This is a genomic window from Mucilaginibacter sp. Bleaf8, from assembly GCF_018390515.1.
Lineage (GTDB): Bacteria > Bacteroidota > Bacteroidia > Sphingobacteriales > Sphingobacteriaceae > Mucilaginibacter.
The window spans coordinates 656451-672731 of record NZ_JAHBBK010000001.1; the positions used below are offsets into that span (position 1 = coordinate 656451).

At 45.2% G+C, this 16281-nt stretch carries 14 protein-coding genes and 1 other RNA gene; 5 read left to right on the forward strand and 10 right to left on the reverse strand.

Annotated features, from left to right (window positions below; genetic code table 11):
* Positions 1-55: 55 nt before the first annotated feature.
* Positions 56-1087: a 2-hydroxyacid dehydrogenase gene (locus KHS38_RS02790; protein WP_213486836.1), complete on the forward strand. Its 1032-nt coding sequence runs from the start codon at positions 56-58 to the stop codon at positions 1085-1087.
* A gap of 11 nt (positions 1088-1098) precedes the next feature.
* Positions 1099-2466 (forward strand): oxygen-independent coproporphyrinogen III oxidase, encoded by a 1368-nt coding sequence (hemN, locus tag KHS38_RS02795; protein WP_213486838.1) that lies wholly within the window; start codon positions 1099-1101, stop codon positions 2464-2466.
* A gap of 339 nt (positions 2467-2805) precedes the next feature.
* Here hemN and KHS38_RS02800 read toward each other — a convergent pair whose 3' ends face one another.
* Entirely contained in the window at positions 2806-4602 is a 1797-nt protein-coding gene (locus KHS38_RS02800) for a hypothetical protein (protein ID WP_213486839.1), read from the reverse strand.
* A 72-nt stretch (positions 4603-4674) separates the two neighbouring features.
* Positions 4675-5028, reverse strand: a complete 354-nt coding sequence (locus tag KHS38_RS02805; RefSeq protein WP_213486840.1) for a hypothetical protein — start codon at positions 5026-5028, stop codon at positions 4675-4677.
* Between the two features lie 137 nt (positions 5029-5165).
* Between KHS38_RS02805 and glgP the strand changes: the two genes are divergently transcribed.
* A complete protein-coding gene (gene glgP / locus KHS38_RS02810) occupies positions 5166-6818 on the forward strand; it encodes an alpha-glucan family phosphorylase (protein ID WP_213486843.1) in 1653 nt (550 codons plus the stop codon).
* Between the two features lie 14 nt (positions 6819-6832).
* Here the strand turns inward: glgP and KHS38_RS02815 are convergent, their stop codons facing one another.
* The 8 genes from KHS38_RS02815 to KHS38_RS02850 all read right to left on the reverse strand — a co-directional run bounded on the left by KHS38_RS02815 (position 6833) and on the right by KHS38_RS02850 (position 15246).
* Positions 6833-7519: a sulfite exporter TauE/SafE family protein gene (locus KHS38_RS02815; RefSeq protein WP_213486850.1), complete on the reverse strand. Its 687-nt coding sequence runs from the start codon at positions 7517-7519 to the stop codon at positions 6833-6835.
* Complete coding sequence (locus KHS38_RS02820; RefSeq protein WP_213486852.1) at positions 7516-7938, reverse strand: FixH family protein; 423 nt, start codon at positions 7936-7938, stop codon at positions 7516-7518. Before KHS38_RS02820 ends, KHS38_RS02815 begins: the two co-directional genes overlap by 4 nt.
* 10 nt (positions 7939-7948) lie before the next feature.
* On the reverse strand, positions 7949-9331 hold the full coding sequence (ccoG, locus tag KHS38_RS02825; RefSeq protein WP_213486854.1) for a cytochrome c oxidase accessory protein CcoG: 1383 nt from the start codon (positions 9329-9331) through the stop codon (positions 7949-7951).
* A 37-nt stretch (positions 9332-9368) separates the two neighbouring features.
* The gene (locus tag KHS38_RS02830; protein ID WP_213486856.1) at positions 9369-10280 is read right to left on the reverse strand and encodes a cbb3-type cytochrome c oxidase N-terminal domain-containing protein; all 912 of its coding nucleotides are present in this window, start codon (positions 10278-10280) and stop codon (positions 9369-9371) included.
* A complete protein-coding gene (locus KHS38_RS02835; protein WP_213486857.1) occupies positions 10280-10468 on the reverse strand; it encodes a hypothetical protein in 189 nt (62 codons plus the stop codon). Before KHS38_RS02835 ends, KHS38_RS02830 begins: the two co-directional genes overlap by 1 nt.
* Positions 10469-10470: 2 nt before the next feature.
* Positions 10471-12603 carry a cytochrome-c oxidase, cbb3-type subunit I gene (gene ccoN / locus KHS38_RS02840; protein WP_213486859.1) on the reverse strand — a complete coding sequence of 711 codons (2133 nt, stop codon included), beginning with the start codon at positions 12601-12603 and terminating at the stop codon, positions 10471-10473.
* A 97-nt stretch (positions 12604-12700) separates the two neighbouring features.
* Positions 12701-12862 carry a cbb3-type cytochrome oxidase assembly protein CcoS gene (gene ccoS / locus KHS38_RS02845; protein ID WP_213486862.1) on the reverse strand — a complete coding sequence of 54 codons (162 nt, stop codon included), beginning with the start codon at positions 12860-12862 and terminating at the stop codon, positions 12701-12703.
* Positions 12859-15246: a heavy metal translocating P-type ATPase gene (locus KHS38_RS02850; protein ID WP_213486864.1), complete on the reverse strand. Its 2388-nt coding sequence runs from the start codon at positions 15244-15246 to the stop codon at positions 12859-12861. Before KHS38_RS02850 ends, ccoS begins: the two co-directional genes overlap by 4 nt.
* A 259-nt stretch (positions 15247-15505) precedes the next feature.
* On the opposite strand from KHS38_RS02850, the gene KHS38_RS02855 reads away from it, so the two are divergent.
* Both KHS38_RS02855 and rnpB read left to right on the forward strand, forming a co-directional pair.
* On the forward strand, positions 15506-15721 hold the full coding sequence (locus KHS38_RS02855; RefSeq protein ID WP_213486866.1) for a hypothetical protein: 216 nt from the start codon (positions 15506-15508) through the stop codon (positions 15719-15721).
* 49 nt (positions 15722-15770) lie between these two features.
* Positions 15771-16161, forward strand: an RNA gene (gene rnpB, locus KHS38_RS02860) — RNase P RNA component class A.
* The last annotated feature ends 120 nt before the right edge of the window (positions 16162-16281 follow it).

Sequence of the window (16281 nt, forward strand, 5' to 3'; positions counted from 1 at the left end):
GGTGCAGCGCTATGGATGAAGGTATTTTTGTATTGAATTAAATGCCTTCTGACAAATGAAAGTGGTAGCTTACAGTATAAAGTCGTTCGAGAAAGAATTTTTGGCGAAGGCCAATCAAAAGAAACATGATATAACGCTTATATCCAACCCATTGGGCCCCGAAACCGCTTTCTATGCCGAAGGCAAAGATGCGGTGGTGGTTTTTACCAATGATAATGTGTCAGCACCAGTGGTGCACCAGCTGGCCGATATGGGCATCAAATACATCGCTACCCGCTCTGCAGGTACCGATCATATAGATAAACAGGCCGCTGCCGAGCGCGGCATTAAACTGGCCAATGTACCGGTATACTCGCCGCAAGCCATTGCCGAGCATACCGTTGCGCTGGCCTTATCATTAAGCCGCCAGGTTGTTAAAGCCGAGGAACATAGCCTGCACTTTGATTTCAGGCAGGATGAGCTGATTGGTTTCAACTTTCACGGCAAAACCGTAGGCTTGGTTGGTTTAGGCCATATCGGGCAGGCTACAGCTGCTATTTTTAATGGCTTGGGTTGCAAAGTAATCGGTTATGATGCCTTTTTAACCGAGAGCCTGCCTAGTATTGAAATGGTTTCGTTTGCAGAGTTACTCATGCAATCAGATATCATTTCCTTACACGCCCCGCTCACTACAGATACGCATCATCTTATCAATGCATCATCCCTGGCGCTGATGAAAGACGGCGTTATGCTGTTGAATACCTCGCGCGGTGGTTTGCTGAACACCCGCGATGTGATACACGGGTTGAATACTGGCAAAGTAGGTTACCTGGGTATAGACGTTTATGAGAATGAGAAAGGCTTATTTTTTGAAGATCATGAGCATGACGAGGTGAAAGACACTTTACTGATGGATTTAATGCAGCACCCAAATGTGCTGGTTACACCACACCAGGCCTACCTTACCAAGGAAGCGTTACAGCAAATTGCCGATCAAACCATCAAAAACCTGGATTTATGGCAACTGAAAAAATGTGTAGGTAATGCCTGTGTATGTTCAAAAAACTGCCGTGTGGTAGAAGCTGAAAAAGCAGTTGTTAAATCTTAATCCCTCCTGTTATGCAACTCACCGAAAAATTAATTGATAAATACCATGTAGCTGCTCCGCGTTATACCAGCTACCCTACGGTGCCCTATTGGGATGCCGATTCTTTTAATGCTGAGGATTGGAAAGAGTCTGTTAAACTATCTTTCCGCGAAAGCAACGCTACAGATGGCATCAGCCTGTATGTACACCTGCCTTATTGCGAAAGCTTGTGCACTTACTGCGGCTGCAATACCCGCATTACTAAAAACCATACGGTTGAACAGCCTTACATACAAACGGTATTAAAAGAATGGGCTATATACCGGGATATGTTTCAAGAAAAGCCGGTCATCCGCGAAATACATTTAGGCGGCGGTACACCAACATTTTTCAGCCCTGAGAATCTTGATATGCTCATCAACGGATTGTTGGCCGAAGCCTTAGTACATCCAGAGGCAGAGTTTAGCTTTGAGGCGCATCCCGGTAACACTTCTGAAGCCCACCTGCAGGCGCTGTATAACTTAGGTTTCAAAAGATTAAGCTTAGGTATTCAGGATTTTGATCCAAAGGTGCAGTTTATTATTAACCGTATCCAAACCTTTGAACAGGTTAAAACCGTTACAGAGCAGGCACGGCAAATTGGCTATACTTCGGTAAACTTCGATTTAATTTATGGCTTGCCGCTGCAAACCATGGAAGGTATGGTTGATACTATACGTATGGTATCAGAACTAATGCCCGATCGTATTGCTTTCTACAGCTATGCACATGTGCCATGGATTAAGCCCGGTCAGCGCCATTTTACCGAAAAAGACTTACCCGATGCTTATGCCAAACGTAATTTGTACGAAACCGGCAGGCGCTTATTTACTGCATTAGGCTATAAAGAGATTGGCATGGATCACTTTGCCTTACCTACAGATAGCTTATACCAAGCCGAACTAAACGGCACACTGCACCGTAACTTTATGGGCTATACGCATCAGTATACCCAATTAATGATCGGGCTGGGTGTATCTTCTATCAGCGATACCTGGTATGCTTTTGCCCAGAATGTAAAGAAAGTTGAAGAGTATATTGAAATTGTGAACCAGGGGGAGCTGCCTGTATTTAAAGGCCACGTATTAACCGAGGAAGATTTAATTATACGCAAGCACATACTTAATATTATGTGCAAAGGCGAAACGCACTGGAACCATCACCTGCAACCCTGCCTGAGCCTGTGCGACGGCCTGGACCGCATGGAAGCCTTAGCCGATGACGGATTAGTGGAACTGAATTCATGGCAGCTTACCGTAACGCCATTAGGCAAGCGCTTTTTACGCAACATATGTATGGCGCTGGATGCCCGCCTCTGGGTTGATAAACCGGCAACCCAGCTATTTAGCATGGCCGGATAAAGCTAAGTTTAGTTTGTTTGTTGAAAGTTGCCCGTTTTAAATAAACGGGCACAAAAAAGCGGTTCCTGAACCGCAAATGGCCGGAAGAGATTCCGGCCATTTTTATGTTTTGAATAAATCTGCTATCAGTGCTTTGGGAATGAAACCTGAGAGCTGTTTAGGGTGATGGGATGATTATAAATCACTACGGTATCTTATTGTTTATCAACCATTAAAATAACAAACAATTACAATAAAACAAGTTAAATAAGTAGTCATTAGACGGACAGCAGCCGGTGCCTAAATAAAAAGAGTCGGAAGATTAATCTTCCGACTCTTTTTGTTTGGTGTTACTTACCATCAGGCTGGTATTAAACCGCTGGCCAGGGCCTCTAAGTGAGTTTCGGCCACAATAAGCTCCTTGTACATCTTGTTTAAATAGTCTTGGGTTTGATTATGTATCTGCGGCAACAGGCCTTTGTAGTAATTGATACCATCCTGTAGCTGTGCTCTGAACTTCACCAAATACTTTTCCTTTTTATCGCTCCATCCTTTCAGGTGGTTGCTGATATCTTTACGCAGATAGTCAATATACAGGTTTAGCTCATTAATAAACAGATTCGGGCGCTGTACGCCTTCCAGTAAATTTACCTGCCCGTAAATGTGTTTAACCATTTCCTCAAGCGAATAAGTTCTGGTAAAGTAGGCCAGATTCGGGCCGGGACAAACAGCTACGGCAGCACTTTCACGCGGCTTAAGCATATCGTTTTTAATATAGGCCGATGCGCACAGGCCCTCGCACAAACAGATCTTCTCGGTTATGGTTGCAAACTGCTCCTTATACTCTTCGGCAGGCAACGCTAATGCGTCCAGCTGTTTAATTTTATGATTCTGGTACTCACGGGACGCAGTGCATATGGGCTGCTCGGTAAACTCCGTGTTGGTGCACAAATACTTTTTGGTACAAGGGCTGCCTGGCCTCCCCTTTTCAATTCGCTGCAGGCGCTGATCTTGAATGGTACTGCTTTTAAAATTGTTGAACAATACACCTAAAGGCGACGCAGCACTTACATAATAATCATCTTCGGTAGCGGCAGCTAAATGCTGAAGCGTACCTTCGTCCACATTGGTAGTTTCGGGCACCAGCAAAAACGGGCTCCCCCAGCCGGTTGCGTCAAGCTCATAATGCTCCAGTAAAAAGCGATCTTCTGGCGCGGTTCCGATGCCGCCCTGCACACTGATGCGTTGTGGCGGTGTAGCTGTGCATGCTATACCTTTGTCGGTTAACGCTGCACTGTACATTTTAAACAGCTCCTGTACCATATCCTGGCGCTTTTGCTTAAACTCTTCCAGTATCGGGCCCAGCAACAAGCCGTCCGTGGCAAATGCATGCCCGCCACAATTCAGGCCCGACTCGATACGGAACTCAGACACCCACAAACCTTTCTTCGCCAAAAACTTTGCCTGGATTAATGCCGACCGGTAATCGCTAACCTTCAAAACCACCTTTTTACGGAGATTGCCGTTTGCATTAGGGAAAAAGTCGGGAAACTTTTCCAGATAACTGTACAACTTCGGATTCATTCCGGCTGAAAGGATAATAGAAGAGTTTAACTTGCTTAGCGCAAAGCCCCGTAACGCAGCAAGCGCATCCGTATTTTCATCGCCGGTGTATTGCCCTTCCTCATCAAAGTTCATTTTGTCCACTTTGGACATGATATTTACATCGATAGCTCCTTTCTGCAGATGCTGGCGTAGCAGTTCCTGAAAAATTTGCTTACCCGCCTCGTCTGGATATTCCTGCATCAGTTCGTAACCTTGCCTTAAGGTTGATGATGGCGGCAGCAAATCGAAATACCTGTCCAGATCGGTTTGCTGATCAAACGGCATACGTTTAAGTTGTTCAACCTGCTCATCAACCAAATCATTCAGCAAATTCAGGTAGGCTGTAATACGACGAGCGCGGCTATCTGGCGCACCTTTGTAAATCGGAACAAATTCTAAACCTTGCTTTTCGGCATGGTACTTACGCATGCGTTCCAGCAATTCGTCGTCAACAATAGATACGGTGGAGGCAATTCCATACCGTGCTACTTTCAAAGGTGTATCAACTGAAAAAGCAAGGCCCAGTACGGGAATGTGAAATGTATGGCTCATAAAAAATGATGTAAAGTATAATCAAAAAAAAAGCGGCTTGTTAAACCGCTTCTTTATCAAAAGTTTAAATTATCAGAGTACAGCGATTAAAACCATCAGTACGTGTATAGCAATGCTGGCAAAGAAGAACAGCAGTGTGCTGCGTATACCTGCGCCACCCATGTTGGCAATCAGGTTGGTAAAAAAGCAGCCCATGGTGATGGCCAGCACTACTATCGGTGCATCAAAGTAATACATTAACGCTGCCGGAACAGGTAAAAAGAATACGCCATGCACCAGCAGGTTGATAAAAAACCATAAAGTGCGGTTATTTTTTTGACTATCTGCAAATTGTGTAAACTTGTTCCACAGATTTATATTATTATAGGTGTCAGCATGATCTTCAACGGTCCATGTTGCGGGAGCTATAGTTTTTAGAGTTGCCATGATGTTTAATGTTTTGTTTGTTTCTTATGATACAAAGATGCCTGTATTTGCCAACGCGGCACATGATACGCATCAGGTCAAAAAATGATCTTAAGCACAATTTTAATTTCACCTTTTAGATACGATTGCACTACCTTATGATCTCACAAAAAGAAGTATTCAGCTACGAAATCAACCCACAGTACAACACCCCGGTAGCTTATTTTTCGATGGAGTTTGCCATTGATCAGGCACTGAAAATTTACAGCGGCGGTTTAGGATTTTTGGCCGGCTCGCACCTGCGCAGTGCTTATGAACTAAAGCAGAATTTAATTGGCGTTGGCATACTATGGAAATATGGCTATTATGACCAGGCTCGTGAAGCCAACGCGCTGATGAAGCCAACTTTCATCGAAAAAGACTACGCTTTTTTACAGGATACCGGCATTGTATTTACCGTACCAGTGCATGATGCACCAGTGCATGTAAAAGCCTACCTGCTTAAACCCGACACCTTTGGTTCGGCACCGTTATTTTTGCTGAGCACCGATATCCCGGAAAACGATTTTATATCGCGCACCATTACTCACCGCCTTTACGATCCTAACGAGGCTACCCGCATTGCGCAAAGCATTATACTGGGTACCGGCGGCGCCATATTGTTAGACCAAATAGGTTTAACACCCGAAGTTTACCACATGAATGAAGGGCATTCGGTATCGCTTAACTTTTACCTGCATTCCAAATTCAAAAACCTCGACGAGATAAAGAAACGGGTTGTATTTACTACGCATACGCCCGAAATGGCCGGCAACGAAGAACATCGTTACAGCTTACTGAAAGAGATGTCTTTCTTCCACCACCTGCAGGAGCATGAGGTAAAATCGCTACTGGGTATGGATGGCGACAACTTTAACTACACCCTGGGCGCACTCAAATTTGCCCGCAAGGCCAACGGCGTATCCAAATTACATGGCGAAGTTGCCCGTGATATGTGGAGTAGCAACGCCGGAGTTTGCGAAATAACTTCCATCACCAATGCCCAAAATAAACGGTACTGGAAAGATACCGTATTAGACGAAGCCATTGCCACCGGCGATGACGCTACCATTATTCGTCGCAAAAAAGAAATGAAGCGGGACTTGTTTAAACTTGTGGCCGACCAAACCGGTAAGCTGTTTGACGAAAATGTACTGACCATTGTGTGGGCGCGCCGATTTGCAGGTTACAAACGTGCCGATTTGATGATGTACGATTGGGAACGCTTTTTAAAATTACTGGCCAATACCGAAAAGCCAGTACAGGTAATATGGGCCGGTAAACCTTACCCCGAAGATTTTGGCGCCATAGGGCTATTTAACCAGATCATTAGCAAGGCCAAGCCGTTTGCTAACTGTGCGGTGCTCACAGGCTATGAACTGGGCTTATCTGCATTGCTCAAAAAAGGATCGGATGTTTGGCTAAACAACCCGCGCATGTACCGCGAAGCATCGGGCACCAGCGGCATGACGGCGGCTATAAACGGCAGCATCAACCTGTCGCTGCCCGATGGCTGGATACCTGAATTTTTACGTGACCAAGAAAATGGCTTTGTGATACAACCGGCTGATGACAATCTATCACAAAATGATAAAGACCGGCAAGAGAATATTAACCTGATGGACAAATTAGAAAACACCATATTGCCCATTTACTACAGCAACCAGGCGCAATGGCTGCAGATTTTGAAAACAGCAGCTCAGGAAGTGGTACCTGCGTTTGAGTCGGGCCGGATGGCTGATGAATACTATAACGTAATGTACAAGCAGTAAAATAAAAACGGCGTTTATTTACAAACGCCGTTTACCATATTTTGTGAAGGGCTCAGGTACGGAATATCCAGACTGAGCCCTCTTAGTACAAACCAAAGGCCCAGGCATATCATAAAGTAAGGCACTATGTTATTGAATTTGCGCCGCATAACAGGTCCTGCAAAACCCGAGCTAATGGTAGCTGCCAGCATTAATGGTAAAGTACCTACGCCAAACCAAAACATATATTGTGCTGAACCTAAAACCGTACTGGTGTTTACCGCGCCTATCAAGGCCAGATAAACAAAGCCACAGGGTAAAAACCCATTGAGCATACCTATTGCCAAATGCCCTGCATGGCGGGTTAAAGCATATCCCAGCAAACGATTAAACGGTGCCAGCAGTTTGGCAGCCAGCTGACCTTTGGTAACGGATAACTTAAATATACGGGTAGCTGCCGCCAAAAGAATGAACACCCCACTTAGTATACTTACCCACTGTTGCAAACCCGACAGCCATAACTGCTTACCAATTAAGCCGGTTAGCAACCCTAACAAGGTATAGCTTATGGTACGGCCAAAGTTATATACCAGCTTGTCCCACACCAGCATCCATTTACCACCGCCGGCAACCGGCACTGCAAAAGCCAACGGGCCGCACATGCCAACGCAGTGAATGCTACCAAACAACCCAATAAAAAAAGCTATTTCGTTATTGCTCATTGCAAGTAAACTTCCTGTTCGTACAAATACTCTTTTTGGCGACTTGCCCACTCAAAGTGTAGCTGCCACTGCCCTGATGAAAGTTGTGAAAGCGGTATGCGCATTGCATTTTCGGCATCGGTTGCGATGCTGAAGCTTTTGTCCATGCTACGGTCAGCTGATCGTCTGAACTTCAGTACGCCATCGGCGGGCTCAGTAAATTTAACGATCATCTCGCCGCTGGCAAAGGTGATCAGCGGTTGTGCTTTATCACTCACTACCTGCTTCTCGCGCGCGTAGTCCTGATCGAAAGACAGGCCCTTTTCATAGTATTGTTTATCATAATCGTCTGTAGGGCGACTAAACATATACACGCCCATTCCAATAATGAACAGCATAAAAGTAGCCATACCAGCAACAAGTGATTTTCCCCAGTTCATATGTTTAATCTTAGTTAATCGGTCCGATAAAAGTGGTGCTGGTACTGCCTAGTACTTTGTTGCCCTGTACCACATTTAATTTTATGTCGGTTTTTGCACTGTGAATGTGACTGGCCGGAACCATCAGGAAGAAGGTTATCTTAGCCGACTCTTCTTTGGCCAATGTACCCGGCGTTTGTATAAATTTGATTTTGATAGAAGGATCGTCGGCCACTAATTGAATATGCTGTGCCTGGTTTGTTTTATTAATCAGATCGGCATTGTAAATGTTGCTGATATAACCTCCCGGCTGTTCCTGATACAGCAGCCCTGCCGACCGCAGCACGGTCAAATCAATATCACTGCGTTGATAAACGAAGTAGGTAAGCACACCGAATAAAATTACCATTACGCTGGTGTAACCGGCCATACGGGCGGTAAATGCCGGTTTGGTCTTTTTCTCTATCGTATCTTCAGAATAAAAGCCAATGAGGTTAATCTCACGGTTTATTTTTTCCATTACCTGGTTGCAGGCATCAATGCAGGCTGTGCAGTTGATACATTCCAGCTGGGGCCCTTTACGGATATCAATGCCGGTTGGGCATACATCCACACACAAGCCACAGTCTACACAATCGCCTTTAGGTGTATCGGTTTCTTTTTTTGACCGCTTGCCACGAGGTTCACCGCGAAGGTAATTGTAGGCAACCATGAGCGTGTGCTTGTCGGTAAGTACACCTTGCAGGCGGCCATAAGGGCATATCACCGTGCATACAATTTCACGTACCTGACTGTATACTAAATAAAAAATCAGGGTAAATATCCAAATACTGATAAAGCCTGATATGTGCTGTGTTACCGGTTCGGTAATAATCTTGAATAAGCTTTCGCTACCTATGATATAAGCTAAGAAGGTGTTTGCAATAATGAATGACAAGATGATGAAAGCCACATGTTTGCCTGTTTTTTTCGCAATCTTTTCATTCGTCCACGGGCCGGCATCGAGCTTTTTACGCTGCTTGGCATCACCTTCAATCCATATCTCGATTTTGCGGAAAACCATTTCCATAAATATGGTTTGCGGACACATCCACCCGCAAAAAATACGGCCAAAAGCAATGGTAAACAACACAATACCCACCACAAAAGCCAGCATACCAAGCACAAACAAAAAAAAATCCTGCGGCCAAAACACCTGCCCCATCACCACAAAGCGACGCTCTATAACATTGAATAAGAAAATGGGATTGCCGTTTATACGCAGATAAGGGCCAGCAAAAAACAGGATGAGGTAAAGGTAGCTGAGCCAGGTACGGTACCTGTACAGCTTACCTTTACGAACAAGCGGATACATCCATTTACGCTTTCCGGTCCCTTCTTCAATATCCAACTTGTTCGCTTCAGATAACATCATAACTCAATTCACTACTTACTTATAAACATTGGTTAACTTATGGCTTAACCACCATTGCTGTTTTCGCTGCCGCACTTGCAGCGGCATCATCTACTTCTTTTTCACCTTGTGGTTCTTTTGCACCCGGCGGGTTGGTTCCGTGCAATGACTTGATGTAGCTGGATACATCGGCTATTTGCTTAGGTGTTAACTGCTTTTCCCAGGTAGGCATACCTTTGGCAGTTACACCGTATTTAATGGTTTTAAACACATCGTTTATTTTGCCGCCGTGCAGCCAGAAATCATCAGTGAGGTTAGGGCCTACCACCCCTTGCGCCTTATCGCCGTGGCAAGGCATACAGCTTGCTTTGAATACCGCCTGGCCAGAAGCCAATGCAGCAGGATCGGTTGACAAGGTTACGGTACTTTCGTCAACCCGGTTAGCCGCTTTTGCCAGATAAGCTTCTTTTTCTTTGGCTGCGATCTTCATCTCGGTCACATACTCCTGATCCTGCAGCTGACCGATGCCAAACACGTGATAACCTAAAAAGTAAGCTACAGCAAATACAATGCTCACATAAAACAAGCCCATAAACCACGCCGGAGTTGGGTTGTCCAGTTCCTGAATACCATCGTATTCGTGCTCAATCAATATTGATTTTTCTTCCGATAATGGTTTAAGTGAAAGCAGCTTGTTAATTACTTCGGCTTTTGGCTTTTTCACTTTGGCAGCTTTCTCCTCGGCTTGCAGTTCGGCATATTGCTCTGGAGTAAGCAGGGCTTTGGTAAGCACCCGGAATGCTTTCAGCAATACCAGCATAGCTACAATCAGTAATAGCAGCATCACCATTATGGCACCGTAACCGATGTAGTTTTTAATATCATCGGGTATCAGGCTATCATCGGCTGCCAATGCCGGCTGCAGCATTGCTACAGCCAGGCACAACAGGGTTATTTTTTTCAGATTCATCAGGATAAGGTACTATCGGGTTTAACAAAACTATCTTGCAAAGGCATATCGCTCATGTAGTCATTATACTCCTTGCGCGAGCGGATAAGCATAATAGTTACTACGATAAAGAATAGTAAGAATATGGCCAGTGAGGTGATCAGGTAAACCTGGTTACCTGATATGTTTTCTGTAAACTGCTTAAACATAATTATTGGTTGTTATTAGCTGTTTTATTGGCTTTGATGTCGGTTCCCAAACGTTGCAGGTAAGCAATAATGGCAACAATCTCTTTATTAGGTTTTACTTTAATATGGTCTTTAGCCAGGTTATCGGCAATGCCTTGTGCCTGTTTATTCAGATCGCCATTAGCTTTTTGCCCGTATCCTGTCGGATATGGTACACCCAGTTTGCGCATAGCATCAATCTTGGCAGCCGTGGTGGTGGTATCCAGTTCCTGTGAAATCAGCCAGTCATAGTTTGGCATAATACTGCCCGGAGACATCAGCCTCGGATCCATCATGTGGTTATAGTGCCAGACGTTACCATATTTACCACCTTCGCGTTGCAGGTCTGGACCGGTACGTTTTGAGCCCCACAGGAATGGGTGATCGTACACAAACTCACCGGCTTTACTGTACTCGCCGTAACGCTCGGTTTCGGAACGGAACGGACGCACGGTTTGAGAGTGACAGCCCATGCAACCTTCGCGGATGTAAATATCGCGACCTTGTAGTTCAAGCGGTGTATAAGGTTTTACGCTGGCAATAGTTGGCACGTTTGATGAGATGGTAAACGTAGGCATCAGCTCTACAAAAGTACCGATCAAGATTACGAGTAAGGCAAACACCATCAGGCGGATAGGTTTACGCTCAATCACTTTATGCCATACGTCGGTACTTTGTTTTACATAAACTGGCTCCAGCGGTAAAGCTTCAGCAGCCTCATTGCTTACCAGGCTACCTTGTATCATGGTTTTAGCCAGGTTGTAAGCCATTACAATAGCACCTACCAAATACAAGCCACCACCAACTGAACGCATTACGTGCATTGGAATGATACGTATGGTGGTTTCCAAAAAGCTTGGATATTTCAGCATACCTTCGGCTGTAAACTCTTTCAGCATCAAACCCTGGGTAAAACCAGCCCAGTACATCGGGATAGCATAGAACAGGATACCCAGCGTACCGATCCAAAAGTGGAAAGCGGCCATTTTTTTAGAATACAGGTTAGTTTTGTATATGCGGGGTATCAACCAGTACAGAATGGCAAACGTTAAGAAACCATTCCAGCCCAAGGCGCCAACGTGTACGTGTGCAACAATCCAGTCGGTAAAGTGGCCAATAGCGTTCACTTGTTTTAGTGACAACATCGGGCCTTCAAAAGTGGCCATACCGTAGGCGGTTAAACCAACCACCATAAATTTAAGCACTACATCATCACGCACTTTATCCCAGGCACCGCGCAGGGTAAGCAAACCATTGATCATACCGCCCCAGCTTGGTGCGATAAGCATAATAGAGAATACCACACCTAATGACTGTGCCCAGCTTGGCAAAGTAGTATACAACAAGTGGTGTGGGCCAGCCCAGATGTAAATAAAGATCAGCGCCCAAAAGTGCAGGATACTTAATTTGTAAGAATACACCGGGCGGTTGGCCATTTTAGGTAGAAAGTAATACATCATACCCAGGTATGGCGTAGTTAAAAAGAACGCAACCGCATTGTGGCCATACCACCACTGTACCAGTGCATCTTGCACACCGGCAAACAGGTAGTAGCTTTTTAAGCCTGAGATAGGCAACTCGAAAGAGTTTACTATGTGCAGTACCGCAATGGTAACAAACGTAGCAATGTAAAACCAGATAGCCACATATAAGTGACGCTCGCGACGTTTGAAGATAGTACCGAACATATTCACACCAAACACTACCCAGATTAAGGTAATGGCAATATCAATCGGCCATTCCAACTCGGCATATTCGTGTGAGGTAGTGAAGCCTAAGGGCAAGGTAATTACAGCCGATAGGATAATAAGCTGCCAGCCCCAGAAGTGGATTTTGCTAAGCGCATCGCTAAACATACGGGCTTTAAGCAAGCGCTGTAACGAGTAGTAAACGCCCATAAAGATGGCATTGCCCACAAAGGCGAAAATCACAGCATTGGTGTGCAGCGGCCTGATGCGGCCAAAGGTGGTGTACTGGTTGCCCAGGTTGGCACCGGGCTTGTACAGCTGAATGGCAACCAATAGTCCCACCGTCATGCCTATTATTCCCCAGACGATGGTGGCTATCCCGAAGTTGCGCACAATTTTGTTATCGTAGTAAAATTTTTCGGGTTGCATAAATTAATCAGTTGGTTATTTCTTTTTAGATATAGCAAAAGTAGCCCCGCTACCTTGCTGACAGAATGATGACCGTTTGCCTAAAAGCTGACTTTCGTCACTTTTTGGTTTCTTCGGCGGGTTGATCGTCTAACAGTATGCGCACAGACGGCGTGTACAGGTCATCGTGCTGGCCGTGGCGCTGCGCCCAGAAAAACGCGCCCAGAAAAACGAGCGCCAGTATAATACTGCACCCGATCAGGAAATAAATAATACTCATAATAACTTTCTTTTTTTAGCGGCTACATGTGTAGCAATACTGGTAAATGATATAATTGTGGCGGTACTGAGCGGCATCAAAATAGCCGCGAACAATGGCGACAGGTTGCCGGTTACCGCATAACTTAACCCAATCAGATTATAGGTAAGCGATATCAGGAACGAGATGTGGATGATGTTGACCGTATCTTTAGAGAACCGGAAAAACGCCGGCAGCTTACAAAGTGACTTACCGTCGAGTATGGCATCGCTGCCTGGTGAAAAGTTATTGACATCGTCGGTAATAGCCACACCCAGGTCGCTTTGCTTTAAGGCTCCCGAATCATTGAGACCATCCCCTATCATCATCACTTTACGATCAGCCAGTTGGAGTGATTTAACGAAGTCGAGCTTTTCCTGTGGCGACTTTTTAAAGTGCATGTAACCATCTTCGCCAAAAAATTCAGCCATTGCCTTGCGCTCATGATCTTGATCGCCGGAGAGCAGGTAAAACTTGTATTGCGGTTTAAGGCCAAATATTTCTTTCAAGCCGTTGCGGAAACTTTGTTTGAAGATGAAGGCGCCGCAGTAATTATCATCAATCATGATGTGAACCTCGGTACCTGCATTAACATCCACGCCTTTGTGCATAAAAGAAGCGCTGCCGATTTTAACCTGATGGCCGTTTACCCAGGCAGATATACCTTTACCGGGTATTTCCTGATAAGAGCTAATGTTTAATCTTGGCTGCTCGCCCATTACCTGGCAAATTTGACGACTAAGCGGGTGGCTAGAATTGCTGCAAAGGCTGTAAATGATCTGCTTTTCTAAGTCTGTAAATTCGGCATGCTTGGCGATAGCATTGATGCCGCCACCTGTGGTAATGGTTCCGGTTTTATCTAATACAATTGTATTGATGCGGGCTAATTGCTCTACCACCGCAGTATTTTTCAGATAAAAGAAATTACGGTCGAATATGCTCAACGCAGCCGACATGGTGAATGGCGTGCTCAGCGCCAGTGCACATGGGCAGGCCACAATCAATACGGCCGTAAAGGCTGACAGGCCACGGGCCAGATCAGTAGATATCCAGAAAAACAAAGAACCGAATGCTACGAGCAATAATACAATACTAAAGTATTTACTTACCGTTTCGCTGAACGTGCGCATGCGGTTATCCTGCTGGCGGGTAAAGGCTTCGTTGTTCCACAATTGGGTAAGGTAACTTTGTGATACCGGTTTGATGACTTCCAGCTCAAGGGCCTCGCCGGTTTGGCGGCCACCGGCATAAACTACCTCGCCCAGCGTTTTGCTTACCGGTACCGATTCGCCGGTAACAAAGCTAAAATCAATCAGTGCCTCACCTTGCAATAAAATGGCATCAGCCGGAATAATTTCGTTGTGGCGGATGCGGATACGCTGCCCAACTTTTAGTTCTGATAATGGCAACGGCCTTTCTTTTCCTTCTTCCATCACCTGCACGGCCACCGGGAAGAATGAGCGATAATCCCGCTCAAACGAGATATGATAGTAGGTTTTGCGCTGAACGAATTTGCCCACTAATAAGAAGAACACCAAGCCGCAAAGTGTGTCGGCAAAGCCAGGGCCGGTATGTAACAGTATTTCGGCCAGTGTGCGAATGAATAACACCGCAATACCTAAAGCCAGGGGAAAATCAATATTAAGCACCTTATTGCGCAGGTTGTTCCAGGCCGACACGAAATACTCGGTACCTCCAGAAAAAACAACCGGCAACGAGAAAAGGATATTTAGCCATCCAAAAAACTGACGAAAAGTTTGCTCGTATTCCGACAACCCCAAATATTCTGGAAAGCTGATGAGCATTACGTTGCCAAAGCAAAAACCAGCAACAGCAATTTTACGCACCAGGTTATCTTTTTGACCGGTAACCTGCTTTTTAACCACATCCTGCAAGCTGATCAATGGCTCATAACCAATATCAAACAGCAACTCCACAAGTTGACGCAAGTTCATACCATCATTGCTGAAACGTACGTTGATTTGCTTTTTCAAAAAATCAATACGGCTGTAGTAGATGGCAGGGTTAATACGGTTAAGCTGCTCTAAAAGCCAGATGCAGGAGCTGCAATGTATATAAGGTATATATAAGGTAACTACGGTTATCTTATCGTCGGTATAATCAATCAGATCATTGACGATCTTGGGTTCGTCCAAATACTCGAAACGCTTATCAATGCGAGCCCGGTTAGCGCCCGGATGATCGTTGTAAGTATAATAATTGCACAAGCCGCTTTGTGACAGCACCTGGTAGACACCGCGGCAGCCTACGCAGCAAAAGCTTTTCTGATCAAACTCGTAATGCCCCTCGGTACAATCGTTACCGCAGTGGTAACAAGTAGATTGGGTAATGGTATCAATAGCCATATGGGTAAATTAACTATGTACCAAAAGTGAGCATTATCACACCCGTGCGGAATGATGCCGGTTTGCCTCAAAAGTGATTAATATCACATTTAGGCCAATACACACTTAATTAAGCAATAGGCGCGTCCGTAATCGACGATAAGTTTGTTGGATAAAAATAAACCCTAATGCCGCAAGTCATTTACTTTCCTGACAATGATCACTCGAAAAACCCTTAGCTGAATGGACCTTTACAACAGATTAACGAACACGTATCGCCATGCCATACTTCAAACATTTTAAAGGAAAATATAACCAGATCAATCATACTACACCCTGTGCTCAGTCTTCACAATTGGCAGCCTTGCAGGACTTTGGCTACCGTACATACCCTGCCGACAATGAGGAGAAGGATGTGCTCAATAGTACAGAAGACCAAGGCGAACAAGTGAACTTAAACACACTGACAATAGAACTTACCGAAGTCATTAGCTGATAATACAGGTAAACCCACCCGCAATCCGGCTATTTTCATTACCTTTGTAATTGCAAAACGTTCTATCGCTGCCCGATTATTCGGGCGGAGGAAAGTCCGGGCAACATAGAGCATCCTGCTTCCTAACGGGAAGGCGCCTCTTATACAGCGGGTGACAGCAAGTGCCACAGAGAATATACCGCCATGCCTTGTGCGTGGTAAGGGTGAAAACGTGAGGTAAGAGCTCACGGCTGGTATAGGCGACTATGCCTGCGGTAAACCTCAGGAGTTGAAAGACCAAATAGGTCCTGAATTAAGAAGTTGCTCGCTTCTGTGTGTGGCTTCGGCCGCACGGTCAGGATGGGTAGGTTGCTGGAGGTAGCCGGCAACGGCTGCCCAAGATTAATGATAGAAACTGCCGCAAGGCAGCACAGAACCCGGCTTACAGATTTGCTGCTGTATTTAACCCTTTTCGGATTATTCCTTAAAGGGTTATTTTGTAATAAATCGGCTAAGTGTTTGTTTTTCTATACAACATACCTATATTAGCACGCGAAAAACATTACTACCTCTTTTTTGAC